The organism is Salinibacter sp., from assembly GCF_042218895.1.
GTDB lineage: Bacteria > Bacteroidota > Rhodothermia > Rhodothermales > Salinibacteraceae > Salinibacter.
In genome coordinates this window covers 30,562-56,762 of sequence record NZ_JBDGQQ010000116.1, presented here as the reverse complement: position 1 = coordinate 56,762, position 26,201 = coordinate 30,562, and the positions used below count along the sequence as shown (strand labels likewise).

Genomic DNA, 26,201 nt, shown 5'->3' with positions numbered 1-26,201 from the left:
ATCCACTGGGAAATGGAGCGGCTGACACCTCTACGAAAACAACTTCACACTATTGGGGAAGAGGAAAAGGGGGAGTGAATAGGAGAGAATTGGCAAAGGTGTGAGGCGGTGGGTGTTGTACCTCTTCCCCCTTATCCATGCCCCTTTCCCCGCAGTCAAATAATGGTGTCGTCGGGGATGCGAGTGTTCTTCGGAATCACGACGATGCCGTCGCGGATGTGATACAGGTCTTCCTCAGCCTCCTGCACATTGCCCTGGTTTTTGATGATGCAGCGCCTTCCGATGGACACGTTCTTGTCGATGATGGCCCCCTCGACGTACGACTCTTCCCCGATGCCAGGGTTGGCTGGCCCCTCAACGAAGCCTCGCTCCTCCATCTCGTGCCAGCGGAAGTGATCGGCCCCCATCATCACGGTGTTCTTGAGGGTCGTGTTGGGGCCTATGTACGAGCGGATGCCGACCACAGACTGCGACACCTGACTCTCCTCGACGAGGCTTCCCTCCGCGATCAGCGAGTTGCGCACGGTGGAGTTTTGGACCTTCGCCGGCGGCAGCATCCGGGCTCGCGTGTAGAGGGGCCGGTTCGGATCGTACAGGCTGAACGCCGGCTCCGGCTCCGCCAGCATCAGGTTGGCCTCGTAGAACGAGCGGATGGTGCCGATGTCGCTCCAGTAATCGGCGAACGGGTAGCTTGCCACCCGCATCTGGTCGATGGCCTTCGGGATGATCTGGTTGCCAAAGTCGTGGTCGTCCGGGTTGGCGCCGAGCAGCTCGCGCAGCGGCTCCCGGTCGAAGATGTACATGCCCATCGACGCGAGATAGGTGCGCCCCTCCGCTTCGAGCTCGGGTGCGACCGGGCTCTCCAGGCCGTCGAGCTCGTCGGCGGCGGGCTTCTCGTGGAATTCTGTGATGATGTCCTCGTCGTCAGTCTTGAGGATGCCGAAGGCCGTCGCGGCGTCGGCCGTCACGGGGATGGTGCCCAGGGTCACGTCCGCCTCCGTCTCGTGGTGGTGGGCCAGCATGTTGCGGTAGTCCATCGAGTAGAGCTGGTCGCCCGACAAGATGAGCACGTGCTGGTGCCGATGGCCCTCGATGTGCGGCAGGCTGCGCCGCACCGCGTCGGCCGTGCCCTGGAACCAGTCCTTGGAGGAGGGCGTCTGCTCGGCGGCCAGGATCGAGACGAAGCCGTTGCTGAACCGGTCGAACTGGTAGGCGCGGGCGAGGTGGCGATTCAGGCTGGCCGAGTTGAACTGGGTGAGGACGAAGATGCGCGTGATGCCCGAGTTGATGCTCGTCGAGACAGGGACATCAATCAGGCGGTAGCGTCCCGCAAGGGGTACGGCCGGCTTGGCCCGGAGCTTGGTGAGCGGATAGAGGCGGGTCCCTTTCCCACCGCCAAGGATGACGGTGAGGATGGACGTATCGAGCGGCATGGACATGGTGTGGGGCACGGGAATGGATGGGCAAGGCCACTGTGGCCCCTGCGTGTCAGGGGCAGGAGTGCTCGCGTGTCAGAACGTTGCCGACTGGGGACGGACCAAGAAAGAAAGCCGCAGCGTGTGATGCAACGGAAATTTGAACGAGTTCGGACGATCCCCGGGCAGGGACTTCACCAGCATGGCGCAGGAGTGAGTGGCCGTCACAACCGACTCCACGACGCCGATGCTCGTGGCCGTGGCGCCCGTCTGCTCGGCGCAGGCCTGAGGCCTCCCGGCTCGTCTTGAGAGAGACGGGCGCAGGTCCTGCCTGGCCTACCGGACGTGGATGACTCGTCCGCGGTCGCGGATCTGCCCGTCCACACTCAGCACGTAGATGTACATCCCGCTCGCCCGACCCGTCCCTCGAAATCGGGCCGTGTGTGATCCAGGGTCGAGCGGCTCGTCCACGAGGGCGGAGACGCGGCGCCCGAGCAGGTCGTACACCTGCAGGGAGACGCGGGCGGCCTCGTCGAGGGCAAACGTGAGGCGGGTCTGGTTCACAAACGGGTTCGGGGCGGCCCGGACGCCGTCCTCTGGGGTGATCGCGGACCCGCCGGACGCCTCTTGGGGCGCAAAAAACTTGACGCCGCCCCCTTCACCGCCCGTCATCAGGTCGGTCCGGCGGTCCCCGGTTACGTCCGCGAACACGGGAGCGACAAGGGGGCGGAACGGGAGGGCCAGCGAGTCGGGCGTGCTCCCGAACGCGGCGGACTGGGGCGTGCCCGTGTTTTCGTACATCCTAAGTCCACTCTTCGTCCCGAGGTACAGCTCCGGCGCGCCGTCGTCATTTCGATCCGCAAAGGCCGGATGGGTCCGGCCCTCCCCAGCCCGGATGTCATTGTACGTCTCGTCCACCAGCGTGAAATCGGGAGTCTCCGGCGTGCCCTCATTGCGGTAGAACGACACGGTGCCCTCGGCATCAGAGGACCCGAGGAACAGATCCAGATCCCCGTCCGCGTCGATGTCGACGAGCGCCGGCGTGGCGAAGTTGCCCTGCGGCAATTCAACGTCTCCGCTGGGCTCTCGCTCGAACTGCGGCGATTCCGTCGTCCCGGTGTTGCGGTAGAAGCGCACCGTGCCCGAGAAGGTACCGAGAAAGAGGTCCGGATCGCCGTCGGCATCGACGTCGGCAAACGCCGGGACGAAGTTGAATCCCCGCTCTGCGTCCGGCAGGAGCGGGGCCGAGCGTCGCTCGAAGGCGGGATTGGTCGACGTCCCGACGTTTTCGAAGAGGTGGAGACGCGCCGAGGTGGCCCCGGGCTCCTGATTGTTGCCCACCACGAGGTCGCGATCGCCGTCGCCGTCAAGGTCCACGAGGGCCGGAGCGCTCACTTCCCCAACGTCGAGGGTAGACAAAAATCGCCGCGTGCGGAGCGTATACGAGGGCTGGGCGGCCGTCCCGTCGTTCTCGAGATACAGCAGGTTTTCCACCGCGCTACTGCCGGCCCCACTGCCGCCGAGAACCCCCACGAGCAGGTCCAGATCCCCGTCGCCGTCGAGGTCCGCGAGGTGCGGCACGTTGTACCCGCTGGTCTGCACGGGGTCGGACAGGGGGTACGTGTCGGCAACGCGCTCGAGGGAGTCGGCCGCGCACGAGCCCGTGTTCTCGATCAGGTAGAAGCTCTGACTGAAGAAATCGCCCCACAGCAGATCTGGGTCCCCGTCGCCCCCGAGATCGCCGGTGGCCAGCGCGTTGGCGCCGTGTTTCTCCGTCGAGCCGGCGCCCCGCAGGGATCGCGGCGTGGCGCTCCCACACACGCTCTCCGGCCCCACGCACACGTTCTGGTACTCGTCCGTCACCTTCCGAAAGACAGGGACGCCGTCGTCCCGAGTTCCGGCGTGCGCGAGGTAGCGGAGCCGTCCCTGCAGGGTCCCGAGCAGCAGGTCGGGCGGGCCGCTGCAGTCGAGAGCCACTAGGGCGGGCACGTTTTGGCGGTCGGCGGAAATCGCGGTGCTGTCCGCGCGGCGGAGCGGCCCCGCAGCCCGGACGAAGTCGGGCGTCGTCGGGGTCCCCTCGTTCTTGTAGAATCGAACGTTGCTGGTGGGCTCTTCGGCCAGGAGGTCGAGGGTCCCATCATCGTTGAGGTCACCAAACCGGAACCAGGCCCCCACGTCCAGGTCCTGAAAGTGATCTGTGCGCCACTTGAAGGTTGGAGCCGTCGGCGTGCCTGTGTTCTCGAAGTAGATGAGACGGTTGCGCCGCTCCTGGAGGAACAGGTCGAGGTCGCCGTCGTCGTCGATGTCTGCGAGCTGCGGACGCGGGGTGTTCAGGCCACCCAGGAACGGAATGTCGTACGCGGATCCTGTCGTGTCCCGGACCGGAAACGGAGACACGCGCTGTTCAAAGTCCTGCGCCTGCACGGCCCCCGCTTTGAACAGAAACCCAACGAGGACCCCGAGCGCGACGCCAGTACAAACACGTTGAAGATCCATCGACGGAAAAAGAAGTGTGCGACGAAGTCTTCTCTTCTTACGAGTGAGAACGGTCACCGCTGCCCCCACACTTGCCCTCACGGCTGCCACCGCGTGTTGATGCCTGCCGGTTCGTTCCCCACCTCGATGACATCCTCGATCTCGAACGTCCGCGTGTTGATGACGACCACTGTACCCACCGTTTCCCCGGACGAGGACTCGTAGCTCCCGTTGGGATTCGCGTTCGAGATGTAGAGAAACTGCCCGTCGGGAGAAAGGGCACTCCCGTGCGGGTTCGCAAGTCCTTTGCCCTCCAGGGTCTCGGGGGCGAGACTCGAGGCATTAAGTGCCGTGACGGTGTCCGTCGCCTTGCTGCCAAAGTAGAGCGTGGACCCGTCGTCCGACAGCTGCGGGTGCCAGGGGCGGCCGTCCACCGTCACACGGGCCTCGAGCGTGGGCTGGATCGGGTTCTGTAGGTCGAGCACCTGCACCTGATTGCCCTGGTCGCCGGTGATGTACGCCGTTTGCCCGTCGGCCGTAATGTCGAGCTGCACGTAGAACTGGGGCGGACCGGGAAGGCTCACGGGCGACTGGACTTGTTGGGTCTCCGTATCGATGGCCACAATCTCGTTCGCAGTCAGGCTGGTGGTGTACGCGTAGTTGCCGGTCGGGCTCACCTTGATGCCGTGGGGCCGGTCGATGGGCACGGCAAGAGGGACTTCCACCGGGGTCATACTCGCCCGGTCAATGACCGCCACGGTGTTGGGTACATTGGGCAGGCTCAGCGTATGCCCGGCGTAGAGGAGATCCTCGGTCGGGTGTAGCGACAGCATGCCGGGCGACTCAAACTCGATCCTGCCGACCAGCTCGTTCTTGGCGTTGAACTTGGCCACCGTGTTGTCCCCGATCAGCGACACGTACCACGCCGACCCGTCCGGCTCCACGACCACGTGGTGGGGCTTGGCGTTGGCGGAGAAGCCGTACTCGGTAAGGTCGACTGTCGTAGCGACCGTGCGCGTCGACGGGTTGATGATCGAGATCGTCGCGTCGGGCTGGTTGCACACGTACAGGGCATTCGCTGGGTTGCGCGGCGTGCCGGGCCCCCTCCCGTCGCACCCTCCAAAGGCCAGAAGGACGACGAGAACGACGCCGCGAACCCACGCGCTGGAGATGCTCATCGTAGGAAGTGCTGTCGAAGAGAAGAGATCGAGAGAGGGAGGCGCGCGATCTACCGCACAACGACCACCTTCCGCAAGAGCTGAACCGACTCCCCCCGCACCCGCAGGAAGTATGTGCCGCTGGCCCGTTGACGAGCCCGAATCCGGAACCGCTGAACGACACCCGCCTCGACGGCCCCCTCGTGAAGAAGTCGGACGCGACGGCCGGTCGCATCGTAGAGGGCAACACGGAGCCTCTGGGCCTCCCGTAGCGTCAGTCGGAAGAGGGACTGGGTCTGGACGGGATTTGGTGAGGGACCGCGGGCGACAAATGGCTCGGTCGGCAACACTCGTACCGACGTGGCACCGCTCGTTTGCACCGTCCCGTCCGTTGAGTAGTGCCGAACCCGAAACTGGTGGGTGCCAGGACGAAGGTCCTCGAACAAAAACTCGTACTCCCGGATGCTGGCGCTGCTGCGACCGTCTTTCGTTTCGGCCACCCTCCAGGTGCGCGCCGCAGGAGGTTTGTGCTCCACCTCAATGCGATCCGTCTGGGCCTGGGCCGAGACGGACCACCGGAGGAGGGCCCCCTGCTCGCGTCGTGTGCCGGTGAACGACAGAATGGGGGAAATACTGGGCTGCACGACGAAGAGGCCTTCGCCGATGCTGCTGATCAGGACCATGTTGCGCTCGAAAAACGGGTAGGTGCTCCACGCCCCCTCAAACGACGCGGCGTCCCCCCCCGGGTACGTGTCGAAGTAGCCCACCTCCTCCGGCCGCTCCGGTTCGGCCACGTTCAGGACCCGAAGCCCGCCCTGGTAGTTGGCCTGGTAGGCGTAGGCCCCCTCAATGTACTGGTTGTGGTCGATCACGCCGGTCGGCCCGGTGTAGCTCGCCGCAAGCTCTGGGGTGTCCAGGTCCCGCACGTCGAACACAAGCGTGCGGGTCTGGCTCACCAGCCCCTGGGACTCGTCCAGCTCGTCGTCGACGTAGAGGTAGCGCTGATCCTCCGTCAACCACGCCTGGTGGACGTACCCGACCAGCGGATAGCTCGCGGTGGCGATCGTCTCCATGCTGTCCTTGTCGGTCACGTCGGCGATGTTGAGGGCCGTCTCGTTGGCGTTGAAACACACCTCCCTGCCCCGATGCTCCCGGTCCGGCCCCTCGTAGACCGTGCACTGGGCGTCGTGGGTGTAGCCGGTGCCCGCCCGCCCGGTCGACGGGTCGGCAAAGCACCCGGCGAAGGCCGGCGCCGCCGGGTCCTGCACGTCGACCACGTGAAGCCCGCCCCCGCAGGTCCGCCCCGCCCCGTTCCCCCCGACAATGTAGGCGTACCCCGTCTCGCGGTTGACGGCCACGTTGTGGGCGCTCTCCACCCGGCCGTAGTGGGCGGTCTCCTCGAAAACCACCGGCCGGCGGCCCTTGGCCGTGGCCTCGCGGAGCTGGGTCAGGTCAAACACCTGCATCCCGTGGCCCGAGGCCTCGCTTACGACAAAGGCGTGGTTGTCGTAGACCTTCACGTCGCGCCAGGTGCTGGCCTCCGAACGGGTGGGCAGCTCCCCGACGTAGACCGGATCGGTAGGGGTGCTCAGGTCGACAAACGCGATGCCGTCGGTCCGGCCCACCAGCGCGTACTCGACGCCGGTCTTCGGGTCGGTCCACCCCCACACGTCGTTGATCTGCGTCTCGAACGTCCCCCCCAGGTCCCCGATCGACAAAAACGACAGAAGGTCGACGTTCTTGCACGGATACCGGTCCGCAGTCCCGTCCTCGCACTCGATCTTGTTCCCCGTAATCGAGGACTGCTGTCCCAGGGCCGACTGTACCCCTCCCCCGAACATCAGCCCACCCCCGACGGCACAGAGTAGAGCAACGCGCAGGACAGAAGAGTGAAGTGAATACACCACCTAACTGGAAATCGGAAACCAAGAAGATCGCGCGCCTCGTAGGTCGGAAGGGGGCTTTGTTTCTTTTGTTTAAAAACCTTCCGACCTTTCTGCAATCCACAGGCGCCCCAGAAGATCCGGAAACGCTGTGGATGCCCCTCAGGGCGGCCGCCATCGCGTGCGACGTCAATGCTACCGAAACAGCCGAAGTACGAGGTTGAGGAGGAGCGTGAGCACCACGCTTAGCACAATCATCGTGGCGATGGGCACGTAGACGCGCACATTATCGCCTTTGTAGACGAGGTCGCCCGGGAGATTGCCCAAATCGATCACTCGCCCGAGCAGCAGAATGAGCCCCCCTAGGACGACGATTCCGAGACCCAGATAGACCAATCCCCGTCCGAGCGTACTGGCATCCATGATTCGCGCTGATCTGTCTGGTACTGGCTCGCCGGTGTCAACTGAAACTCTCCGCCCACGTTCATCGGGGGCCCGGGGAGGAAAACGGCAAAACTCTACCCTGCGCCGCCCGTGAGAGAAGGTCGACACGCGACTTCCACCGATCCCTCCCTGCTTCATGCTCAAGTCCATCTTTGTCGTTCTCCACACCATCACCGCCGCCGCGTGGTTCGGGCTCGGCCTGCGCCTCGCCGGGCAGGCCCGCAAAGTGACCGACCTCGGCGGCGACGCCGGGGCCGCGTTGGCGTCGGACGGGGCGGACTCTGTGTGGCAGATGAACCTGTTCGTCGTGCTCACGCTCGTTTTTTCGCTCGGTGCCTTCATTGCGGGCGGTCATTTCGCCACCTACGGACCCGTCTATCACACGTCAGTCACCCTAATCATCTTGCTCGTCGTGGACCAGCTCTTCGTCATCCGGCCTGGCTGGAACGCACTTCAGAACGCCGTGGCCGGGGGAGCGTCGCTGGATGTCGATGCCGCGGAGTCCGCCCGAAAGCGCGTGGCCATCGGCACGGGTGTGGGGCACCTGCTCTGGCTCGTCATGCTCGTTCTGATGTTCTGGAACCGGTACCTCGCGGCATACCTGTAGCGCGTCGTCGAAACGCCTCCACAACGCGCTGGCCGGGAGAGACGGCCCGATCTACTCGGCATGATCTGGGGCGACGGCGCCCCGCTTGTACTGGTTAGGTCGACGGTGTTGGAGAAACAACTGTCGGGCCGGCGCCTCCGAGCACCGGGCGAGGTCAACCGACGTGCATAGCACGGTGGGCTCCTCTGCTTCTGCCTGGGCCACGACGCGGCCGAGCGGATCCGTCACGAAGGAACGTCCCACGAAACGCATGTCTCCTTCCTGGCCCGCCCGGTTTGCAAGGGCCGTGAAGAACCCGTGCTGGAGAGCCGCGACCCGGAGTTCCGCCTCGTACATCCCGTCGGGCCATTCGCCGACGGTTCCGGCCTGCGGCACCGCTACAATCTCGGCCTCCTGAAGGGCCAGCGCACGCAGGTACTCGGGATAGTGCCGGTCGTAGCAGATGGCAACCCCGAGACGGCCCACGGCCGTGTCGTAGACCGGTGCGCCCGTGTCTCCGGGCGCGTAGTATCCCTGCTCGTGAAAGTGCTCGTACGCCGTAATGTGCATCATGCGGGTTCGCCCGAGCAGGGTGCCATCGGCGTCGATGACGGGCGAGGTGTCGAACGTTTGGTCCCCATCGCGCTCCATCAGGTTAAAGACGACGACAAGGCCGAGCTCCGCCGCCTTTTCGGCCATCGCCTCCGTCGTGGGTCCCGGTACAGGCTCAGCAAGATCGAGGACCGACGCTGCCCGCTCCGACGCCGGAAGGCGGGGATAGAAGGGAGTAAACGACAGCTCCGGAAACACAACGAGGTCCGCGCCGGTTCCGGCGGCCTCCTCCAACGCCCTACGGCCCCGCTGCTCAGCATCGTCGGAAGCCTCTGTACGAGCGGGCGACTGTACGAGCGCTACGTGCATGGTGGACGCGTGGAGTCTGGAACACACAGATGCAGGAGGTCTCCGAGACGAGTATGCGCTCAGCGGTTGGTGATCCGCTTCGGCGCGACAAACGCATCCGGAAACACCGAGCGGGCCGCCTGAAGCACCGCCTCGGCCTGCTGGCGTGTTGCGAACGGCCCCAGCCGGACCCGGTAGAACGGCGGCTTCCAGTCGATGGTGACCGCGGACGCCTCCGCCGGACCGGTGTGCGCGATCGGGGGCCGCTCGGACGCGGGCCGATTCTTCCACCACTGCGTGGCACGACTGCGGGCCTGGACGGCCTCCGTCTTTTCCTCCGTCATCCGCAGCTGCACGCGATACACGCGCTGAACCGTCGTCTCCGACTCGGTCTTTGTGCTGCCGGAGTGAGGCCCCGAGCACGCAAGCAAAAGTCCCGCGCACAGGAGCATGCTCGCTACAATCTGACACAAGCGTGCCACGGCTTCGACGTTCACGGTGGAGAGGCAGGAGCGCTTTGGGACCCGGACATCTCTCGGAAGAAGATCTGCCTGGCCTACGCGCCCCCTGGACTGCTGTTCAGAATGCCAACCTGGGGTCTCCCAATTCCTTCCTGAGGTGCTTGACAGCGACCGGACTTCCCCCGCGTGGAGGCTCGCCCACCGCTCCGAAGCGGCAATGCGCCCGCACGACATTGCAACTCGGTCGTCTCGGAATGATTATTAAGGGTCGTGTACCACATACACTACCGTCTGTGCCGGGCCCACTACGCTCATGCGTGTGCTTTTTTCGCTTCTCGCCGTCTTTCTCCTTCTCGTTCCTGGCGCCTGCGAAGCGCCAGAAACGCCTCCCTCGGCCGCCGCTGTCATCGACAGCGCCCTCGCGGCCCACGGGGGGTCTGCGCTTGAGCAGGCCGTCGTGACGTTCAACTTTCGGGGCGATCGCTACCGCCTCCGCCACGACAATGGGCGGTTTCACTATCGGCGGACCTACACGGACTCGCTGAACCGGACGGTGACGGAGGGAATCACGAACGACAGCACCTACCGGCGCGTGAACGGCAAGGCCGTCGAGCTCTCTGCATCGGAGCGGGAATCGGTCCGGACGACCGTCAATTCTGTCTCCTACTTTTCCCTTCTCCCCGAGCCGCTCGGGGACCCGGCCGTGCAACCCACCTACAGCGGGCGTGACACAATTGACGGCGTTCCGTACCATCGCCTGAAGGTAACCTTCCGCCAGGAAGGCGGAGGGCAAGACTGGCAGGACGTGTTCATGTACTGGTTCCGTACCGACACCTACGCGATGGACTACTTCGCCTACGCCTACGGGCAAGGGCCTGATGAGGAGCCGGGCACCCGATTCCGGGAAGCATACAATGTTCGCCGGGTCAACGGCATCCGCTGGGCTGACTACTACAACTACACGGCCGACACCCTCTCTGCCGACCAACTGGCCCGATACCCCGACCTGTGGGCTCGGGATGGGGTACGGCTCGTGTCTCGGGTTCAGATCGACAGCGTACAGGTCCGGCCCCTCTGACCGAATCCTCCGCCCCGCCCCCCGTAACCTCCACGCAATCCTCTACGTGGCACTCATTCCATGCGCACCGCGCCTCCTGGCTGCCTATCCTTGCTGCTTCTGGGCCTACTGCTGCTCCTTCCTTTTTTCCTCGCCAACGTCTTTCTGACGGCCCTGTCGAAGCTCGGCCTCGGCCCGACGACCTCCCTTCTGGCGGCTCTCGGAATCTTCCTGGGCAGTGCCGTCAATGTTCCTGTGACGCGCGTTGAGCAGACCCGAACCGTCGAGTACGTGCCGACCCGACTCTTCGGCCTGGGTCGTCTACTGGGACGGCCGGTTCAGCAACAGTCCTTCACGGTCGTGGCCGTGAACCTGGGGGGATGCATCGTCCCAACGATTCTGGCCGGGTATCAGATCGGGCGCCTCGCCGTCCAGGCTCCGTCCGCCGTCCCCGCGGCAGGGGCAGCACTGGCGGTCAACGTGGCCCTGTGCTACTACTTCGCCGAGCCCGTTCCTCAAAAGGGCATCGCTATGCAGCCGCTCGTACCGGCGGCCGCAGCGGCCCTGTGCGGACTGGTCCTGGCGCCTACGTGGGCCCCACCGATCGCCTTCTCGGCCGGCGTGCTCGGGCCGGTAATCGGGGCCGACCTCCTGCACCTCGACGACATTGCCGACCTCGGGACCGGAATGGCCAGCATCGGCGGTGCCGGAACGTTCGACGGGATTGTGCTCTCAGGCCTCGTGGCTACGCTCCTCGTGCCGGGCGCCCTGTAGTCGAGTGTGATCCGCGTGGCACTCCGAGGGCATCTTCACCCCCCATGTCCGATTTGCGCATCTCTCCGGCCTGGCAGACGGGCGTCTCCTCCGTCGTGGACGGGATCGGTGATGGTGCTCGGGGGCACTGATATGGGCAAGAGCACGGCGGTGCGCGCCTTCTACGAAACGCTCCGCGCCGACCACCAATCCGTAGCCGTAATCGACGGAGATCCGGGAGAGAGTACGCTTGGTGTCCCCACGACGCTCACGGCCATTCTTCCTTCGGGGGACCCGTCCAGGACGCCACGCCCGATGTCGTCCCCCACGCACCACCAGTGTTGTCAGGACGCGCCGGGTCGGGCGCTCAGGGTACCCCCCTCATCGACCTACTTCAACGTTCCATGATCGTGGCCCTGCAGCGGGTGAGCTGGGGCCGCTTCCTCCCCGTGCGCCATCACACCTCCCCTCAAATCCAAATCGTCGGCCTTCCCCCCCACGCCGTCACGCAGCGGCCCGCACAGTCACGGTGGAGACTTCAGTTGGTCCCGATTACCTCTGTGTGTCCACCTGCTTTCCGTGGGCTCTCCCCTCAGTTCATGGTGAATACACCGCGCCGACGAATCCAATTTGGGGACGACTCGTAGGGGTATGTTGTCTACCGTTTGTCACCAGAGCCGAGCGCACACGGGCCTGTAGCTCAGCCTGGATAGAGCATCGGCCTTCGGAGCCGAGTGTCGGGGGTTCGAATCCTCCCGGGCCCGCCACCCGCCTTCAGCGTCGCTGGGGGCGGGTTTTTGTCCGGGGCGGGGCAGTGTGGGGTCCAGGAGGATATTGGGACGACGAGTGGGGCGCGGCCCGGGTTCCCTCGAAGGCAATTGCGGAGGCTCCCCCCTCCTTCCGAGCTGCCTCTCTGAGAAACCGTTATGCCAGTCCTTCATTCACGCGGTGCGCACTGTTTTCCTCTACCACAGACTGCGTTGCCATGTCTCGGGTCATTGCCCTTTTCGTCCTCCCCCTCCTGTTAACCGCCTGTGCCTCATCGGAGAACGCGACCTCGGACGAGTCTTCCTCGGGCGCTACCTCCGACCGGATCGTCGTAAGTGACCTGTCGTATCCGGTGAGCGGGTTGTCGGTGTACGACCTCATCCAACGAGAAAACTCCAACTGGCTCCGCAAGCGTGGATCGTCGAGCATCAACAATCCCGTTCCCATCAAGGTCTACGTCGATAACGCCGGGTCGCCGTACGGGGGGATTCGTTCTCTTCGCCGTCTCAACGCGCAGAATGTCGCCACGGTCGAGCACTTCGACGCCCAGGAAGCGCAGTACAAGTTTGGCCTCGGAAATGTCTCAGGGGCGATTCTCGTCCGCACCCGGACCGGGAACAAGTAGCTCCAGACGAAAATCGGGACGTTCTCGGAGGTGGAGTCTACGGGAGCCCCCCGCTCGGACATCGGGGCGACGGCCCGAGTGGTCGTTTCCGCGCCTCGCAGGGGAAGCGGATTTTACCTCAGGTCTGCCTCGCCGCGACTGAGGGATGCCGGCGCTGGTCCCTGCAGCTAGCACGTGGAGTGAAACAGTCCCCCAACGGACTCCTGCGCTTCCTGTAGCTCGTTATAGCGCTGGACAGCCTGCTCAGTCTGTAGCACATGGGTCTCGACGTCTGCCTCGTCGAGCATGTCGAGGGTCTCGGGCTTCACCTTTAGGCGTTTGTTCATGCCCCGGGACAAGACCACGACAGAAGCCCCATGCTCGAGCAACTCCTCGACGTCGGCGGGCTGGATGCCGGGGTCGTGCGACGTGCCCGTTTCGTTCCAGTCCCACTGGCGAGCCCCTCCGGGATACAGCTTTGCGTCTTTGAAGGGCCGATCCCGACCCTCGATCTCGAGGCATCCCCACGAGATGTGCGTGATGTGTGGTGATTCACCGTTTGTGCGCATGACGAGGACTGCTGGTTCAGCGACGAAGACCGAAGAGGAACGATCCGTAAACACAACGGAGCAGGGGGCCACGAGTTCATCGAGTCCGCGGCCACGCTCCCTACGCCACAACCGTACAGGTCCCTGTCTTGTAGGCCTCCCGGAGCGCCTCGGTAGCGTCGGCCCGCAGGGCCTCCGGATCATCGTGGCGAGGGCGCCGGACGGCAGCTCCGACGCTCACGCCGCCCTCAAGCCTGCCTTCTTCTTTCGCCATGCCGGCTTCGAGGTCAGTCACCCAGGACTCGACGACCTCGGCACTGCCCCGGTAAAAGATGCCGTACGTAAGTTCTCCAAACCGTTCGACCCGCTGATCTGGGGCGAACTGTTCGAGACGCCCCTGCAGCAGCCGCTCGGCGGTGGCCACGGCCTCCTCCCCCTGCCGAGCAATCGACTCGGCCCGATTGAGATGAACGAGAACCAGAGCAAGGGGCTTCGAGGCTGTGTCTGCCGCGTCCATCTCTTCGGCGATGATGTCCCGGCGAGGACGCGGGGCCACTGAGGATTCTTCGTCTGTATCGGAGGGGCCCTCCGACGACCGGACCGTTTGCCCTCGATCCTGATCTCCCGCCCGTTGCTCGCGCCCTTCCGAGGGGGCCTGGGTCTTAAGAAGGAGACTCGCCATTTCGGCGTATCGTTCAAGCAGGGTGCGGGCCTGAGACTGACCGAGATCCGAGGTAGAGGGAGCGTCGGCCAGGAGGAACGTCGTGGAGGGACCGTCCCGAGGCACGGGGGCGACGGCGAAGTGATCGACGTCCGGAGGGCGCTCGTAGTATCCCAGATCCTCAATCGCCACCTCGTCTTCGGTAAGGGGCCGGACGCTGACGGACTGCCGAGACATGGTGGCCGTCAGGAGTGGCGCCTGGGTGTCAAACGTTCCTTCGCGCCGCGTCTGGGCATGCGTGCTGGCGAGGGCCTCGATGCGGTAGGTGAGGGCGATTTCCTCCTGCACCAGGAGGCACGCCGTCTGCGCGTCGAGTGCCGCGCGCAGCGACCGTATAAACGGGCTGAGGACAGGGGCTCCGTTGGTCGCAACGGATCGGTCAGCACTGTCGGTCGTGCCTGCCTCCCCTCCGTTCGATGGTGCGGCGGCGGCCTGAGTTGATGCGAGTTCCTCTTCCGTAGAACGGCTGCCCTCGGAAGCCCCCGACGTAGAGGAAGCCCCTTTCGCCTGCTCGCCCGACTCGTCCGTGCGTGCGGCTCCTAGGGATGATTCGGAGGCGGCCTCGTCCCGCGGGCGGACGTCCCCAATGCCTAAGTCTTCGAGCGAATCTTCGGAGGACGAAGACTCGGACACTGGCCGGCTGACTGCGTCGTCCTGGTACGCGTTCCAGAACTGCCACCCCAGCAGTCCGAGGCCCCCGGCGAGGAGCCCGATCGCTCCGACCCGCAGCCAGAGACGGTCAAAGAGAATGGCCAGGCCCGCAACGACGACGGTAAGGAGAGCGAGCAGATAGCGAAACATGCCGCGTAGAACTGTACTCCCTTCTACAAACAGAGATGATAGGCTGAAGGTACTTCGTCCCGGCGGTAATGTCAAAGGATCCGACGAACAGGATCTACTTCGAGCGCAAGCCCTCCGGGATCAGGGCCGCCCATGTTTACGCCTCGGCAACGGGTGGCGTCGACGAAACCGCTGAGGGGTCTACCGGAATGGTGTTCACCGTTTCCGGCAACTCGACGGAAGGCAGGCGGAGGGGAAGGTCGTCCCTGTCCGGGACCGGATTGGGCTCCGCCCACAGGGTTCCGTCGTAGCTCTCCATGAGCACGTGATCCCCCGCTCGCCCTTTCACGTAGCTGCGGTTGAGGGGCACTTTGCCGTGGGGCGTGTCGAGGACGTACGTGGGAATGGCAAAGCCCGACGTCCGTCCTCGTAGGCGACGCATGATGTGCATTCCGACCTCAATGGGGGTTCGGAAGTGGGCCGTACCGCCGATAATCTGGGCCTGATAGAGGTAGTACGGTCGCACCCGCATGCGGGCGAGTCCCTCGTTCAGAGTCTTCATCGTCTGCGGATCGTCGTTAATGCCCCGCAACAACACCGTCTGGTTCCCTACCGGTACGCCCGCACTCTTCAACCGGTCGATGGCCGCGGCGGCGTCGTCTGTGAGCTCCTTCGGGTGGTTGAAGTGGGTGTTCACCCAAATGGGGTGGTGCTCGGCCAGAAGGTCGCAGAGTTCCTCGGTGATGCGGTACGGCAGCTTCACCGGCATCCGCGAGCCGAACCGAATGAGCTCCACGTGATCGATGGCCCGCAGCCGGCCGAGCAGCCACTCCAGGTTGGCTTCATTGAAGGTGAGAGGATCGCCGCCGGTGAGCAGCACGTCGCGGATCTCATCATGGGCGGCGATGTAGTCGATGGCCGCCTGGTGCTCGTCGGTGCGCATGAAGTACTCGGCGTCGCCCACCATCCGCTTGCGCAGGCAGTAGCGGCAGTAGATGGCACACTCAGCCGTGATGCAGAAGGCCACACGATCTTCGTAGTTGTGGATGAGGTTCTTCACCGGCTCGTGACCAGTCTCATCCAGGGGGTCTACCTCGTCCACGATGTCGGACCCGAATTCCTTCATCGAGGGCACGACCTGCCGGCGCACCGGGCACGAGGGATCCGTCGGGGCCATCAGGCGCGCGTAGTACGGCGTGATGTTCCACCGAAACGTGTCCCCTGCCCGGTCGATGGCGGCCAGCTCCTCATCGGTCGGGTCGATCCACTCTCGAAGCGCCTCGGCGCCGTGGATGCGGTTCTGCATCTGCCAGCGCCAATCTGTCCAGTCGGGATGCTCCGGCCCTGGACGCGATTCCATCGGTGCCATCGGGAAAACGACCTGAGTCAACGAGACCACGTACGTTCTTACACGCACCTCACCGACCGAACGTTGCGCTCCGCACCGTCTATTCCCAATCCTCAACGCATAACCCTCAACGAACAACCCTCAACTCTCCACCTACGAATGTGCCGCCTCTACGCCCTGCAGGCCACCCACCCCACCCGCGCCGAGTGCGAACTGCTCGACGCCCAGAATGCCCTCATCGACCAGGGCCGCCGCCTACATGTGTCCGGCCTGCAGCGACGACCACACCGATGTCCCCGCGAACGAGCAGTACCGGGCCACAGTGCTCGCCTCTGAGCGCATCACCGGTGATGTAAGGCCCACGGCGGCATTGTGAAACCAAAACGAACCTGTCACGGCCCGGAGTCATCCCATGGTGAACGACTACATTGAGGTTAATCCCAAAAAGCTCGGGGGAATCCCCGTTTTCGGGGGACCCGGATTCCGGTGCGGATTCTCTTCGACTACCTCGACGAGGGTCACACGGTCGACACATTTCTCGACCAGTACGACATTGATCCGGATCTGGTACACGGATTCTTGGGGCCCTTCGAGACTCGTTTACGGCGGTCAAAACGGTTGAGGCGTGAAGATCCTGCTCGACCATAATATCCCGCCCGATCTTCGGTCCTTCTTCCCAGAAATGCACCACGTCTATACCGCTCACTTTCTCGGGTGGTGAACATTACGAGAACGGCGAGCTTCTGACGGCGGCCCTGGAGGACAATTTCGCAGTACTGGTGTCATTGGACACCAACCTCTCCTCCCAGCGAAATCTTGATTCCCTTCCTCTGGGTATTGTCGTTCTGGACATTCATCCTGCAACGCTCAGATCCATCAAGCCCAGGATGGACGACCTCATCGATGCCTGCTTCCCGGGCAGCGTCCGACCAGGAGGCTATCGTGCTCGATTAAATCTGCTTCTCGGTCGGTCTCGACTCGCTCTCCTGCTGAACCCTACGCGAGTTGCAATCGTCGCAGCCCCCGGTCGAATACCTCCGCTAGGTAGTCGACGTAGTCGCGTCCCATCAGCTCGGCGATGATGGCGAACGTGTCGTCCGGAGCGAAGGTGGGAAGGGGATTCACCTCTAGAAACCAGGGCTGCCCGTCGGCGTCGACCCGGAAGTCGGCCCGCGCGAAGTCGCGACACTCCAGTCGATCGAACAGGCGTAGGGTGAGGGTTTGCAGGCGCTCCTCGAGGGTCGGAGTGAGGGTGCCGCGGAGCTCGTAGTCCCACTCCCGGGAGGCGGTTGGGGCACCGCGGTGCTCCAGGGCATGCAGGCCAAGGCCGGTCGTGGGCTCTACTCCACGCTGGAGGGCCGGGAGCGCCTCGGGCGGATCGTGCCCCACCACGGCCACGGTAAACTCCCCGCCTCCCTCTATGAATTTCTCCACCAGGATGTCCTGGTCGTAGGCGCTTCGCAGGCGCTCCACCTCTGCGCACAGCGCGTCGACACTCTCGACTCGGCTCGACGGCCGGAGTCCCTTTGAGGAGCCTTCGTACCGGGGCTTTGCGAACAGCGGAAACGACCCGGGCAGAGCCTGCGGTTCTACCGCTTCGGGACGACGGTAGACTCGGTGAGGAGGGGTGGGAACGTCGGCGGCCGCCACCAGATCCTTCGTCCAGGATTTGTCCAGGGTCATGGACAGGGTGAGCGCGTCGGAGCCGAGACAGGGGATGTTCGCCATCTCCAGTAGGATGGGCGCGTGGGCCTCCCGGTTGCGACTGCGTGCGCCCTCGGCAATGTTGACCGCTGCGTCCAGGGTGAGACCTCGATCGAGTCGCTCGCGGAGATCCGTGGCCGTTCCAACCCGGACCGGCTGGTGGCCGAGGTGCTCGACGGCCGCTGCTAGGATGTCGACGGTTTCGACGGGCTCGTACTCGGCATCGGCGTCGGGCGGCTCTTCCTCCCTCCACGGGTACGACTCGAACGTGTCGTAGATGAGTCCAATGCGCATCGTGCGCAGTGCAGTCAGGGCCAAACGACGATCTTTGCCCCAACAAATTTTCCCCAGATGCGTTCGTACCTCTCCTGTTTTCCCTGCCAATGTCTCTTTCCTGCATGACCCAGAAGGCGCTCATCGTTCGCACGGGGCCCAACGGACACGAGGGCCTCGAAGAACTCAATATCGAGCTGGAACGAGGATGGCGCGTGGCTCAGGTCGCCCCGATGGGGGGCGCTACGGGGACCGGCGACGCTCCCTGTCACGCGGCCCTCGTCATTATCGAGCGTTCCGACCCCGACGAGGGGCCCACCCTCGCCGTGGAGGCGCTGGAGCGGACTGAACGAGAGACGGGGACCGTCGTGGAGGAGGTCATGAAGAACGTCGGCGAGGTGATGGAGGAAAACGGCGCTGATTCCCCCGATGGCCCGATGCCGTAGCGGGGCCTTGCGCTGTCCTGCACCTCCTGAATCCGCCCCTCGTCTGCGACGGACCTGTGGGAAAACGCGAGCCGTCCAGCGAACCCTCGGTCGTTCTCCTCGGAAGCCGACGGGCTACTGGCCTGGCGTGTCGACGTGTACCAGGGCCCCGACCGGCGGAGTCGCTTGGGGATTGTCGATCGCTACCCCGGTGATGTATTGTCCCGGCGACACCGACAGTCCCTGATCCCCCCCGACCTGGAGCTGGAGGACGGGCTGTGTTGAGCCTGTCTCCGTGACAGACAGCATGCTTCCACTCTGGGTAACGGCCTGTGGAGCGAATTGCCCGGCAAAGCCCCCCGGAAAGTCGTTTCCGAACCGAAAGTTAGAGATCAGCGGGGTCGCATTCTGCAGGTCTGTTCCCGGTGGGGTCAGGTACACGTCCACCGCCCCAGCTATGGCTGAGCCGTGCACGAGCCGGATTCCTACTTGGTCGCTGCCGAGGTCTGCCCCGAATTGATCACGCAAGATAACGGGACTGGGGGTCTCACTGCCGGCCGCTACGGCTCCGGCCACAATTACTGTGTACCTTGCATTTTCCTGCAGACCAGCGCTGCCAGCGGTCGTGGAGATGACGGTGTTGCCACTTGCGTCTTGCACCTGGATGTCGGTGTCGCTGGCTACCGGCACCTCGAAGTACTCAGAAACGGTTGGATTCGCCGATATTCCACCGCTGAGGTCGCTGAAGGACACGCCGTTCGCTACCGTTTCCCCATCTACGATGATGTTAACGGCCCCCGCATCCGCCGAGGCGTGCATGAATCGAACCTGGGCTGTGGGGCCGCTCCCGCCCCCATTGCTGTCGCAGCCGGCGAGGCCGACGGCGACGGCGAGCCCAATCAAAAACGTGAAGAACGTGCGCATGGTAGTTGAGCGTCTATCGGTTGTGAATGATGACGCAGCTGGTCTCCCGTTGCAGAGAAGATTACGCGCCATTAGGTTCTACCGCAACATCAGGTACCGGAAAGAGATTCATCCCAAAGACGCTTTTCACACCCTTCTGCCCTTCGTGCCACGAGCATTACACCTGAACTCCTGAGGCGGCATTCAGGAATTTTTCTCGTCGCCATTCCTGATCCCACCGGTGTCCTTGCCCCCTCACCGCCCGAGCCGCCCCTCGTTCTTCCTCTCAGTCTCTCTCCTCTCATGCAGCTCCCTAAGTCCCGTACAAATTCCCGTCTCATCCTCTTCGCCGCCCTCGTGTGCTGCGGCCTAGTCCCGAATGCCGTTTGGGCTCAGGGCTTTAGCGTGTACGAGCAGGGGACCTGCACCATGGCCCAGGCTGGTGCGGCCGTCGCTCATCCGTGCGGCGACGCGTCAGCGATCTTTTTCAATCCCGCCGGTCTCCTCCAGACCGACGGCATCACCATCAGCGGGGGGGCAACCACGATTCTTGCTCAGGGCCGTTTCACGTCGGACTACACCCGTTCGGAAACGGAACTCCAGAACGATCCGGTGCTGGCCCCCCACGTCTACGGGGCCTGGCGCGCGACGTCCAGGCTCGCCGTCGGTCTGGGGGCTTACGTTCCGTACGGCCTGGAAACGAAGTGGCCCGCAAACTGGGAGGGGGCCTTCGAGGGCTACGACAATGGCCTTCGGTCCATCTACGTGCAGCCCACGGTTGCGTACCAGGTTACGGACCGGATCCGCATCGGAGCGGGTCCCATCCTGGGCATCGGTAGTGTGACGCTGAACCAGCGCCTCGACGCGTCCCAGCAGCGGATTCGTGGCCAAAACACGCCGGACAATCCGAGTGACGACGTATACTTCGGGGAAGTTGGCGTCCCCTTCCACACGGCCTTTGCCGACGTGAGCCTCGACGCGGCCGGCGCCGTGGGATGGGGGGCTCACGCAGGTCTTTCGGTACAGGCTGCCGAGTGGCTCGACGTGGGAGCCCGCTTCATGTCGCCCATCACGTTCAACTACGAAGGGGAGGCGACCTTCGAGAAGGTCTCGACGGGCCTCCGGCTGCCCCCCAACAATCCCCTTACGGGCCAGCCGAATCCGCTCGACCTTCTGCTGGCCCCCTCCTTCGTGGATGGGCCGCTCGTGGACCAGTCTGTCGAAACAACGCTGACGATGCCCGCGCAGGTGGTGGCCGGAATTTCCGTGCGTGCGACCGAACGATTACGGATCCAGGCCGATTACCAGTGGACCGGATGGTCGAGCTTCGACGCCATCCCGCTTGACTTCGAGAACGATGTCCTCGATCGAACCCGCAAGGAGAATTACAACAACACGAGCGCCGTTCGAATCGGGGGCGCCTACGAGGCCACCGATGCGCTTACGGTCCGCACCGGGTACCTCTTCAATCAGGCTGCGGCCCCCGACCGCACGGTGACCCCGCTCCTGCCGGAGGCAAGCCGGAACCACTTCACCGCTGGGCTCAACTGGCAAATCGTCGAGGCCGTGGAATTGAGCGTGGCGTACCAGTACCTTGGCCAGAACGACCGACGGGGCCGCGTGCGGGACGCGCTTCCCGGCGAGGAGACCCCCACCGTCGCTGAGCTCAACAGCGGCCTCTACTCCTTCCACGCCCACCTCATTGGGACTACCTTCACGATCCGCCTGTAGCCACCATGGTTGCTTCCTCCTCGCCCACGGCCCGTTCTGTGCGCTGGGGCGTCGTGCTTCTCCTTGGACTGCTCCCCCTCCTCACAGCCTGTCAGGACGAGTCTCTTCTCACGCCCGAGGTTACCGATGCCCGCTTCCAGCGGTACGTGGCCCTTGGCAACAGCATCACGGCAGGCTTTCAATCGGGCGGCATCAGCAGCGAGACGCAGTCGGAGTCCTATGCCGTGCTGCTCGGCGAGCAGATGAACACCCCGTTCAGCGTGCCCCGACTCAAAGAGCCTGGATGTCCGCCTCCATTCGTGAACTTCTTCGGCGAAAATGGGATCCCCGATCCACAGCGCCCAGACGAGGCCCCGGCCTGTGCGCTTCGCACGCAAAAAATTCCTCTTCGCTTGAACAACGTTGCCGTTCCGGGGGCGAGGGTGGTCGACATCTTGAGCAACCAGACGAGTTCGGCCAACGCGCTCACCCAGCTTATTCTCGGGGGGCGGACCCAGATTGAGGCGGCCCTGGAGATCACCCCGACCTTCGCAACGGTCTGGATTGGAAACAACAACGTCCTGGGGGCCGCTCGCCGGGGAACAGACAACGCAACCCCAGTGAGCGATTTTGAGCAGCGGTACGGCAATGTGGTCGACTCGCTCACGACGAGCCCCGACTTTCAAGGAGGTGTGCTCATCGGCGTGGTGGACGTGGTCTTTGCGCCGTTCTTCTCCCCCGGCCCTGCATACCTCGGACTGGATCAGGCTGGGCGGTTCCCTCCGAACTTTAACGTGGCGTCGAACTGTGGCGCACGGGACCCGGCCCCGCGTGTGCCCATCGACTACGGCTTCGGCCTAATCGGCCAGGCGGTACAGAATCCCGAGCAGACGGTTACGCTGAATTGTGAGGCGCAGGGCAAGCCCGTGCTCACTCAGGACGAGGTTTCCACTCTTGGGGAGACGGTACAGCAGTACAACAGTTTCATTCAGGAGCAGGCTCAAAATCATGGCCTGGCGTACCTTAACCCCAACCAGGTCCTTGGGGCACTCTACACAAATGACGACGGCGACCAGGACCCGACGAATGACCTGATTCCGAAGTTTCCCAATCAGACGTCGGACCAGCCGTTCGGGCGCTTCTTTAGTCTCGACGGCATCCATCCGAGCGCGGTCACCCATCGGCTCGTGGCCGCCCAACTGGTTCAGGTCATCAACGAACAGTACGGCACGAGCCTGGCGCCTCCGGAGAATGTGCCCTCGCTGCCTACCGGGAGCCAGTAGGACAGGCTCCCTATGTCGTAACCAGCGCCGAATAGTGCTCAGAACCGGGTTGTGTCCGCGGCGGTCGAGTCGACGCCTGTGGGATCCGCATTCGTCGTGTCGGCCTCCGTCGTGTCAGGATCAGGTTTGGGCGCCACGGTCGTGTCCGGGGCGGGCACGGTCGCCGGCGCAGGAGCCGTCGCCGTGTCGGCGGGAGGAGCCTGTGTCGTATCGGCCATTTCGGTCGTGTCCGCCGCCCCGACGACGATGGACCCATTCTGGGTGCGCAGCTCGATGGTAGGCCCATTCGTTCCCACCTGGGCCTCGTACCGCGCTCCCGCATTGACCAGGGCGAGCTGCTCATCGGTGAACGACAGGCCCTGCGTTCGAATGGTCCCGGCGTCTGTCCGAGCGCTGATTTGGGCCGAGTCGCCGGGCGGAATCCGGAGTTGAACGTCGCCGTTCGCCGTCTGGAGCCGAATGGACCCGTCGGCGGGCACAGACCGGAATCCAGCGTGCACGTCGCCATTTTTGATGTTCACCGTTACGGGGGCGGCGGCCCCGCGGATCGTTACGGAGCCGTGCTCGTGCTTGACGGTCAACGGCCCCCTCACTCCGCTGACGTGAACCGGGCCGCTCGACCGATCAATCCGGAGGGTGGCCGAACGAGGGACCTCTCCCTGCACGTCTACGGTGGCGTAGTCGTCATTCCGCTCGGCCGAAAGCGTGTACGTGTACTTGGCGTCGGTTCCCTTCTCCGTGATGCTGATCCCCTCCAGTACCGACCGCGCCGCGTCGGGGCTGTCTCCGCGCCCCTTCTGCACGAACGAAAGATCTGCGTTGGACTGGCTGGCCCCGGTCAGACGCACTGAGCCCCGCATTCCCTTCAGCACGAGGGGCCGCCCGCTCGGGGCAACGGCTCGCATCACCGTGTCCGCGGCCTGGACCGATCCTAGCCGCAGCACCCCTTCGTCTGTTCGTGTGACTTCCGACGTCCTGTTCCCCCCACAGGCCCCGATCAGCAGTGCGAGAGACACGAGTAGCGCGACGATAGAAAACGGGAGGCGATGCATGATACGAAGTGGCAAGCCCAATGAGCAGCGCTAGTGAAGCTCAACGTTTTGGATGAACCGACGAGCGGCGAAGTAAGCCCCGATCCATCCGAGCAGTCCCCCGAGGCCAACGAGTCCCCCGAGGAGCGTACCCTCGACCGAGACGGGCATGGGGGCCTGGCCCAGTTGTCGGAAAAGAACGCGATACAGCGTCCAGACGATGCCGCTGGCGGCCAGTCCCCCAACCAGTCCTTGCACGGTGCCCTCGACGAGAAAGGGTCGTCGCACAAACCGGTCCGTGGCCCCGACCAGTTTCATGGTCCGGATGAGCAAACGGCGGGCGTAGATGGTGAGACGGATGGTGTTGGCCACCAAAATGACGGCGGCGAGCACGACAACGCCCCCCAGTACGAGCCCAACCGTGTTGATAAGCCGTCGATTCTGAGCCACCTGGGTAAGCAGATCCCGATTCAGCACTACATCGTCGACGCCCTTCCACCCCTCAATGAGGGCCGCGATGCGGGTCATGCTATCCGGCCTTGCGTAAGGGGGAGTCATTTCAACACGGATCGAGGCGGGCAGGAACGTCGGGTCCTCGAAGGCAGCCGCCTCCTCGCCGAACTCGCGTCGGAAGATCTTGGCGGCCTCTTCGTGGGATATGAACTCGGCACGTGCGACGCCGGGCATCGTCTGGATGCGGGAGTGGAGGGCCTCTTTCGTCTGTTCGCCTGCGTCCTGGTCGATGAAGGCCTCCATCTCGCCAGCCTGCTCGCGCAGCGCCCCAGAGACGACCTTTGCTTCGTACCCAACGACCCCAAACGCACCAACGAGGACGAGCGCCACCGTGATGGTGCTCGTCGACGCGAAGGCAGCAAATTTGGTGCGGCGGAGGTTGGCAAGTCCCTCCCGGACAAAGTAGGGCAGCACGACGGTGCGAAGGCTAATACGTGAGGGGACGTGGTGCCGTCAGGAGCTGTCGGTCGAGGGGGAAGCAGGCCGCAACACGGTGGTCGGGGCCGCAAAACGGCGCCCACATAAGTCCGGTATCGGGGGTCGCGCGAGGACGAGGTCGTGGGTGCACGAGATCCGCGCCGTTGCAGGTTTCAGGCGGCCCGCCAGACAGCTTTCCAAGAAACCTACGAGACAGGATTGGGAAGGGAAAGCACCTGGAGCGGGGCATCCAGATGTTTCTGCCTCTCGCCTCCGGGTCAGGACGCGCGTCCGTCCTCCTTCCCGTCGCCGTAGGTAGTGCCGCGGGGGTACGACCCAAGCACCTGCAGCTCCATCGTGATTTCCCGGAGATGATCCAGTGCCCGCCCCACCGGCTCCTCCGCCACGGCCCCGTGCACGTCGAGGTAGAACCGGTAGCGGCCCGGGTGGCCCACCAGGGGACGGCTCTCAATCTTTGCGAGGTCCAGTTCCCGGAGTGCAAAGACGGCGAGGCTCTTGAAGAGCGCGCCCGGCACATTTTCCTGGAGGACGAAGGCGAGGGACGTTTTGTGAGGTCCTGTGCCCCGCACTTCCGCCGCCTCCTCCGGCGCCAGCACAAGAAAGCGCGTGAAGTTCTGCGCATCGTCCTGCAGTCCCTCCGCTAGGAGCACGAGATCGTATCGCTCGGCCGCCCGGCCAGAGGCGACCGCCGCCACCGTGGGGTCGCCGTCCGCCGCCACGGTCCGGGCTGCCCCCGCCGTGTCCGGAGTGGCCTCCGGGGTGGCGTCCGGAACGTGGGTTCGCAACCAGTCCCGACACTGCCCTAGCGCTTGCTGGTGGGAACGAACGCTCTCAAGGGAGTCGAGCGTTGCCCCCTCTGGAGCCATCAGACAGTGGTGGATGCGCAACTGAAACTCGCCGACGATGGTTACGGCGTGGGTGCGGAGGTGATCGTAGTTCACCCGTACGCTGCCGAAGACGGCATTCTCGATCGGCACCACGGCCCGATCCACCCCCTGCTGCTCGACCGCCTCGAACACGTCCTCAAACGTAGCACAGGGCTGGGGATCGGCCTCGTCGAAGACTCGCCGGACGGCCTCTTCGCTGTAGGCGCCGGGCTCACCCTGGAAGGCAACACGGTGGGACATGCCGGATGCGCAGTGCAGTTCGGGAGTGCAGCAGGCGCGTGGGGCCCAGCGCGGAAACCGCGCGTCGGACCAGACGGATTTGGAAAACGGTCGACACTCCCACGACTGGAGAGGCCCTCCGTTCCGGAAGACCGCTACAGAACGCCGCTATAGAAAAAACGCCCAGTCGGGACAGTGGCCCAACTGGGCGTGCGAGAGAGGGATGCTCATCCAGCAGCCGGATGAACGGCCACCATTGCTCACTTCCAACGAGGTCCCAACCCGGGACCGAATCGCGTACTACTGGATCTCGATCTGACGGCGGGTGCTCTTTGCTGTCTTCGGAATGTTGATCGTCAGCACGCCGTTCTCGTAGGTGGCCTCAATGTTCTCCTGGTCAACCGCGTCCGGCAGGGTGAACGTGCGGTGGAAGTTGCCAAAGGCGCGCTCGACACGCACGTACTCTTCGCTCTCTTCCGTCCGCTCACTCGAGCGCTCCCCACTGATGGTCAGCGTGTTGTTCTGGAGGTTGATGCTGATGTCCTCCTTCGTCATGCCGGGCACGTCGACACGGAGGGTGTAGGCGTCGTCCGTCTCGGCGAGGTCGGTGCGCGGGGCCCAGACGGCAGACGTGCCCTCCTCGTCGCGGTCGCGGTCGAAGAACTGGTCGAAAATGCTGTCGACCTCGCGCTGCAGGTCTCGAAGTGTTCGGCTCGGTGTGCGGCGCGTAAGCTGCGTCATGGCAATCACCTCGTGGCGTTGATTTGTTCAGAGTTACTGCGAACGTATCAACGACCGGGCAATCCACGCCCTCTGGCTAGCAAGTCATCCATCCGGCATTGGCATCAAGGTGCGTTCCAACCCTCTGATCTCCCCTCCTCGGTCTGTGCGCCCCGAAAATCCGACAACGAACCC

General features: G+C 64.2%; 26 protein-coding genes and 1 tRNA gene. 11 read left to right on the top strand and 16 right to left on the bottom strand.

Annotated elements, in window-relative coordinates; all coding sequences use genetic code 11:
• Positions 1-155: 155 nt before the first annotated feature.
• From ABEL04_RS10510 to ABEL04_RS10490, 5 genes are all read right to left on the bottom strand, one after another.
• Complete coding sequence (locus ABEL04_RS10510; protein ID WP_375802347.1) at positions 156-1,439, bottom strand: glucose-1-phosphate adenylyltransferase; 1,284 nt, start codon at positions 1,437-1,439, stop codon at positions 156-158.
• A 312-nt stretch (positions 1,440-1,751) separates the two neighbouring features.
• The gene (locus tag ABEL04_RS10505) at positions 1,752-3,911 is read right to left on the bottom strand and encodes a T9SS type A sorting domain-containing protein (protein ID WP_375802346.1); all 2,160 of its coding nucleotides are present in this window, start codon (positions 3,909-3,911) and stop codon (positions 1,752-1,754) included.
• A 77-nt stretch (positions 3,912-3,988) separates the two neighbouring features.
• Positions 3,989-5,068 (bottom strand): YncE family protein, encoded by a 1,080-nt coding sequence (locus tag ABEL04_RS10500; RefSeq protein ID WP_375802345.1) that lies wholly within the window; start codon positions 5,066-5,068, stop codon positions 3,989-3,991.
• 50 nt (positions 5,069-5,118) lie between these two features.
• On the bottom strand, positions 5,119-6,954 hold the full coding sequence (locus ABEL04_RS10495; protein ID WP_375802344.1) for a choice-of-anchor B family protein: 1,836 nt from the start codon (positions 6,952-6,954) through the stop codon (positions 5,119-5,121).
• Positions 6,955-7,125: 171 nt separating this feature from the next.
• Positions 7,126-7,353 (bottom strand): DUF2905 domain-containing protein, encoded by a 228-nt coding sequence (locus tag ABEL04_RS10490; protein ID WP_375802343.1) that lies wholly within the window; start codon positions 7,351-7,353, stop codon positions 7,126-7,128.
• 157 nt (positions 7,354-7,510) lie between these two features.
• Between ABEL04_RS10490 and ABEL04_RS10485 the strand changes: the two genes are divergently transcribed.
• Positions 7,511-7,981 (top strand): hypothetical protein, encoded by a 471-nt coding sequence (locus tag ABEL04_RS10485; RefSeq protein ID WP_375802342.1) that lies wholly within the window; start codon positions 7,511-7,513, stop codon positions 7,979-7,981.
• 51 nt (positions 7,982-8,032) lie between these two features.
• Here the strand turns inward: ABEL04_RS10485 and ABEL04_RS10480 are convergent, their stop codons facing one another.
• Entirely contained in the window at positions 8,033-8,881 is an 849-nt protein-coding gene (locus tag ABEL04_RS10480; protein ID WP_375802341.1) for a carbon-nitrogen hydrolase family protein, read from the bottom strand.
• 59 nt (positions 8,882-8,940) lie between these two features.
• Positions 8,941-9,312 (bottom strand): SPOR domain-containing protein, encoded by a 372-nt coding sequence (locus tag ABEL04_RS10475; protein WP_375802340.1) that lies wholly within the window; start codon positions 9,310-9,312, stop codon positions 8,941-8,943.
• Positions 9,313-9,634: 322 nt separating this feature from the next.
• Between ABEL04_RS10475 and ABEL04_RS10470 the strand changes: the two genes are divergently transcribed.
• The 5 genes from ABEL04_RS10470 (at position 9,635) to ABEL04_RS10450 (ending at position 12,524) form a co-directional block, all read left to right on the top strand.
• Positions 9,635-10,399, top strand: coding sequence for a DUF6503 family protein (locus ABEL04_RS10470; protein ID WP_375802339.1), 765 nt, complete (start codon positions 9,635-9,637; stop codon positions 10,397-10,399).
• Positions 10,400-10,459: 60 nt separating this feature from the next.
• Positions 10,460-11,152, top strand: a complete 693-nt coding sequence (locus ABEL04_RS10465) for a DUF1614 domain-containing protein (RefSeq protein ID WP_375802338.1) — start codon at positions 10,460-10,462, stop codon at positions 11,150-11,152.
• A 132-nt stretch (positions 11,153-11,284) separates the two neighbouring features.
• Entirely contained in the window at positions 11,285-11,539 is a 255-nt protein-coding gene (locus ABEL04_RS10460; protein ID WP_375802337.1) for a Clp1/GlmU family protein, read from the top strand.
• Between the two features lie 281 nt (positions 11,540-11,820).
• Positions 11,821-11,898 (top strand) — tRNA-Arg (locus ABEL04_RS10455).
• 218 nt (positions 11,899-12,116) lie between these two features.
• Complete coding sequence (locus tag ABEL04_RS10450; protein WP_375802336.1) at positions 12,117-12,524, top strand: hypothetical protein; 408 nt, start codon at positions 12,117-12,119, stop codon at positions 12,522-12,524.
• A 167-nt stretch (positions 12,525-12,691) separates the two neighbouring features.
• Here the strand turns inward: ABEL04_RS10450 and ABEL04_RS10445 are convergent, their stop codons facing one another.
• The 3 genes from ABEL04_RS10445 to ABEL04_RS10435 all read right to left on the bottom strand — a co-directional run bounded on the left by ABEL04_RS10445 (position 12,692) and on the right by ABEL04_RS10435 (position 15,912).
• Positions 12,692-13,072 (bottom strand): Mth938-like domain-containing protein, encoded by a 381-nt coding sequence (locus ABEL04_RS10445; protein ID WP_375802335.1) that lies wholly within the window; start codon positions 13,070-13,072, stop codon positions 12,692-12,694.
• 100 nt (positions 13,073-13,172) lie between these two features.
• Positions 13,173-14,573, bottom strand: coding sequence for a GGDEF domain-containing protein (locus tag ABEL04_RS10440; protein ID WP_375802334.1), 1,401 nt, complete (start codon positions 14,571-14,573; stop codon positions 13,173-13,175).
• 136 nt (positions 14,574-14,709) lie between these two features.
• On the bottom strand, positions 14,710-15,912 hold the full coding sequence (locus ABEL04_RS10435; protein WP_375802333.1) for a KamA family radical SAM protein: 1,203 nt from the start codon (positions 15,910-15,912) through the stop codon (positions 14,710-14,712).
• Between the two features lie 217 nt (positions 15,913-16,129).
• On the opposite strand from ABEL04_RS10435, the gene ABEL04_RS10430 reads away from it, so the two are divergent.
• Together ABEL04_RS10430 and ABEL04_RS10425 are read left to right on the top strand one after the other, a co-directional pair.
• Complete coding sequence (locus ABEL04_RS10430) at positions 16,130-16,276, top strand: hypothetical protein (protein ID WP_375802332.1); 147 nt, start codon at positions 16,130-16,132, stop codon at positions 16,274-16,276.
• A 110-nt stretch (positions 16,277-16,386) separates the two neighbouring features.
• Positions 16,387-16,548, top strand: a complete 162-nt coding sequence (locus ABEL04_RS10425; protein WP_375802331.1) for a hypothetical protein — start codon at positions 16,387-16,389, stop codon at positions 16,546-16,548.
• Between the two features lie 348 nt (positions 16,549-16,896).
• Here ABEL04_RS10425 and ABEL04_RS10420 read toward each other — a convergent pair whose 3' ends face one another.
• Positions 16,897-17,898, bottom strand: coding sequence for a D-alanine--D-alanine ligase (locus tag ABEL04_RS10420; RefSeq protein WP_375802330.1), 1,002 nt, complete (start codon positions 17,896-17,898; stop codon positions 16,897-16,899).
• 104 nt (positions 17,899-18,002) lie between these two features.
• Here ABEL04_RS10420 and ABEL04_RS10415 point away from each other — a divergent pair, with 104 nt between their 5' ends.
• The gene (locus ABEL04_RS10415) at positions 18,003-18,323 is read left to right on the top strand and encodes a hypothetical protein (RefSeq protein WP_375802329.1); all 321 of its coding nucleotides are present in this window, start codon (positions 18,003-18,005) and stop codon (positions 18,321-18,323) included.
• A gap of 114 nt (positions 18,324-18,437) precedes the next feature.
• Here the strand turns inward: ABEL04_RS10415 and ABEL04_RS10410 are convergent, their stop codons facing one another.
• Positions 18,438-19,226 carry a DUF4397 domain-containing protein gene (locus ABEL04_RS10410; RefSeq protein WP_375802328.1) on the bottom strand — a complete coding sequence of 263 codons (789 nt, stop codon included), beginning with the start codon at positions 19,224-19,226 and terminating at the stop codon, positions 18,438-18,440.
• A gap of 282 nt (positions 19,227-19,508) precedes the next feature.
• Here ABEL04_RS10410 and ABEL04_RS10405 point away from each other — a divergent pair, with 282 nt between their 5' ends.
• Positions 19,509-20,936, top strand: coding sequence for an OmpP1/FadL family transporter (locus ABEL04_RS10405; protein WP_375802327.1), 1,428 nt, complete (start codon positions 19,509-19,511; stop codon positions 20,934-20,936).
• Between the two features lie 5 nt (positions 20,937-20,941).
• Positions 20,942-22,198 carry an SGNH/GDSL hydrolase family protein gene (locus ABEL04_RS10400; protein ID WP_375802326.1) on the top strand — a complete coding sequence of 419 codons (1,257 nt, stop codon included), beginning with the start codon at positions 20,942-20,944 and terminating at the stop codon, positions 22,196-22,198.
• 38 nt (positions 22,199-22,236) lie between these two features.
• Here ABEL04_RS10400 and ABEL04_RS10395 read toward each other — a convergent pair whose 3' ends face one another.
• The 4 genes from ABEL04_RS10395 to ABEL04_RS10380 form a co-directional block, all read right to left on the bottom strand.
• The gene (locus tag ABEL04_RS10395) at positions 22,237-23,142 is read right to left on the bottom strand and encodes a DUF4097 family beta strand repeat-containing protein (protein ID WP_375802325.1); all 906 of its coding nucleotides are present in this window, start codon (positions 23,140-23,142) and stop codon (positions 22,237-22,239) included.
• A 138-nt stretch (positions 23,143-23,280) separates the two neighbouring features.
• A complete protein-coding gene (locus tag ABEL04_RS10390) occupies positions 23,281-24,156 on the bottom strand; it encodes a cell division protein FtsX (protein WP_375802324.1) in 876 nt (291 codons plus the stop codon).
• A 281-nt stretch (positions 24,157-24,437) separates the two neighbouring features.
• Entirely contained in the window at positions 24,438-25,307 is an 870-nt protein-coding gene (gene pheA, locus ABEL04_RS10385) for a prephenate dehydratase (RefSeq protein WP_375802323.1), read from the bottom strand.
• Between the two features lie 279 nt (positions 25,308-25,586).
• On the bottom strand, positions 25,587-26,027 hold the full coding sequence (locus tag ABEL04_RS10380) for an Hsp20/alpha crystallin family protein (RefSeq protein WP_375802322.1): 441 nt from the start codon (positions 26,025-26,027) through the stop codon (positions 25,587-25,589).
• Positions 26,028-26,201: the final 174 nt, after the last annotated feature.

Excerpts from the sequence above, each read along its gene's own strand:
- ABEL04_RS10440 (WP_375802334.1), bottom strand. The coding sequence starts at position 14,573 with ATGTTTCGCTATCTGCTCGCTCTCCTTACCGTCGTCGTTGCGGGCCTG.
- ABEL04_RS10510 (WP_375802347.1), bottom strand. The coding sequence starts at position 1,439 with ATGTCCATGCCGCTCGATACGTCCATCCTCACCGTCATCCTTGGCGGT.
- ABEL04_RS10470 (WP_375802339.1), top strand. The coding sequence starts at position 9,635 with ATGCGTGTGCTTTTTTCGCTTCTCGCCGTCTTTCTCCTTCTCGTTCCT.
- ABEL04_RS10450 (WP_375802336.1), top strand. The coding sequence starts at position 12,117 with ATGTCTCGGGTCATTGCCCTTTTCGTCCTCCCCCTCCTGTTAACCGCC.
- ABEL04_RS10405 (WP_375802327.1), top strand. The coding sequence starts at position 19,509 with ATGCAGCTCCCTAAGTCCCGTACAAATTCCCGTCTCATCCTCTTCGCC.
- ABEL04_RS10445 (WP_375802335.1), bottom strand. The coding sequence starts at position 13,072 with ATGCGCACAAACGGTGAATCACCACACATCACGCACATCTCGTGGGGA.
- ABEL04_RS10505 (WP_375802346.1), bottom strand. The coding sequence starts at position 3,911 with ATGGATCTTCAACGTGTTTGTACTGGCGTCGCGCTCGGGGTCCTCGTT.
- ABEL04_RS10475 (WP_375802340.1), bottom strand. The coding sequence starts at position 9,312 with ATGCTCCTGTGCGCGGGACTTTTGCTTGCGTGCTCGGGGCCTCACTCC.
- ABEL04_RS10410 (WP_375802328.1), bottom strand. The coding sequence starts at position 19,226 with ATGCGCACGTTCTTCACGTTTTTGATTGGGCTCGCCGTCGCCGTCGGC.
- ABEL04_RS10420 (WP_375802330.1), bottom strand. The coding sequence starts at position 17,898 with ATGCGCATTGGACTCATCTACGACACGTTCGAGTCGTACCCGTGGAGG.
- pheA (WP_375802323.1), bottom strand. The coding sequence starts at position 25,307 with ATGTCCCACCGTGTTGCCTTCCAGGGTGAGCCCGGCGCCTACAGCGAA.
- ABEL04_RS10490 (WP_375802343.1), bottom strand. The coding sequence starts at position 7,353 with ATGGATGCCAGTACGCTCGGACGGGGATTGGTCTATCTGGGTCTCGGA.
- ABEL04_RS10380 (WP_375802322.1), bottom strand. The coding sequence starts at position 26,027 with ATGACGCAGCTTACGCGCCGCACACCGAGCCGAACACTTCGAGACCTG.
- ABEL04_RS10430 (WP_375802332.1), top strand. The coding sequence starts at position 16,130 with ATGCCCTCATCGACCAGGGCCGCCGCCTACATGTGTCCGGCCTGCAGC.
- ABEL04_RS10400 (WP_375802326.1), top strand. The coding sequence starts at position 20,942 with ATGGTTGCTTCCTCCTCGCCCACGGCCCGTTCTGTGCGCTGGGGCGTC.
- ABEL04_RS10415 (WP_375802329.1), top strand. The coding sequence starts at position 18,003 with ATGACCCAGAAGGCGCTCATCGTTCGCACGGGGCCCAACGGACACGAG.
- ABEL04_RS10465 (WP_375802338.1), top strand. The coding sequence starts at position 10,460 with ATGCGCACCGCGCCTCCTGGCTGCCTATCCTTGCTGCTTCTGGGCCTA.
- ABEL04_RS10435 (WP_375802333.1), bottom strand. The coding sequence starts at position 15,912 with ATGGAATCGCGTCCAGGGCCGGAGCATCCCGACTGGACAGATTGGCGC.
- ABEL04_RS10460 (WP_375802337.1), top strand. The coding sequence starts at position 11,285 with ATGGGCAAGAGCACGGCGGTGCGCGCCTTCTACGAAACGCTCCGCGCC.
- ABEL04_RS10485 (WP_375802342.1), top strand. The coding sequence starts at position 7,511 with ATGCTCAAGTCCATCTTTGTCGTTCTCCACACCATCACCGCCGCCGCG.
- ABEL04_RS10500 (WP_375802345.1), bottom strand. The coding sequence starts at position 5,068 with ATGAGCATCTCCAGCGCGTGGGTTCGCGGCGTCGTTCTCGTCGTCCTT.
- ABEL04_RS10480 (WP_375802341.1), bottom strand. The coding sequence starts at position 8,881 with ATGCACGTAGCGCTCGTACAGTCGCCCGCTCGTACAGAGGCTTCCGAC.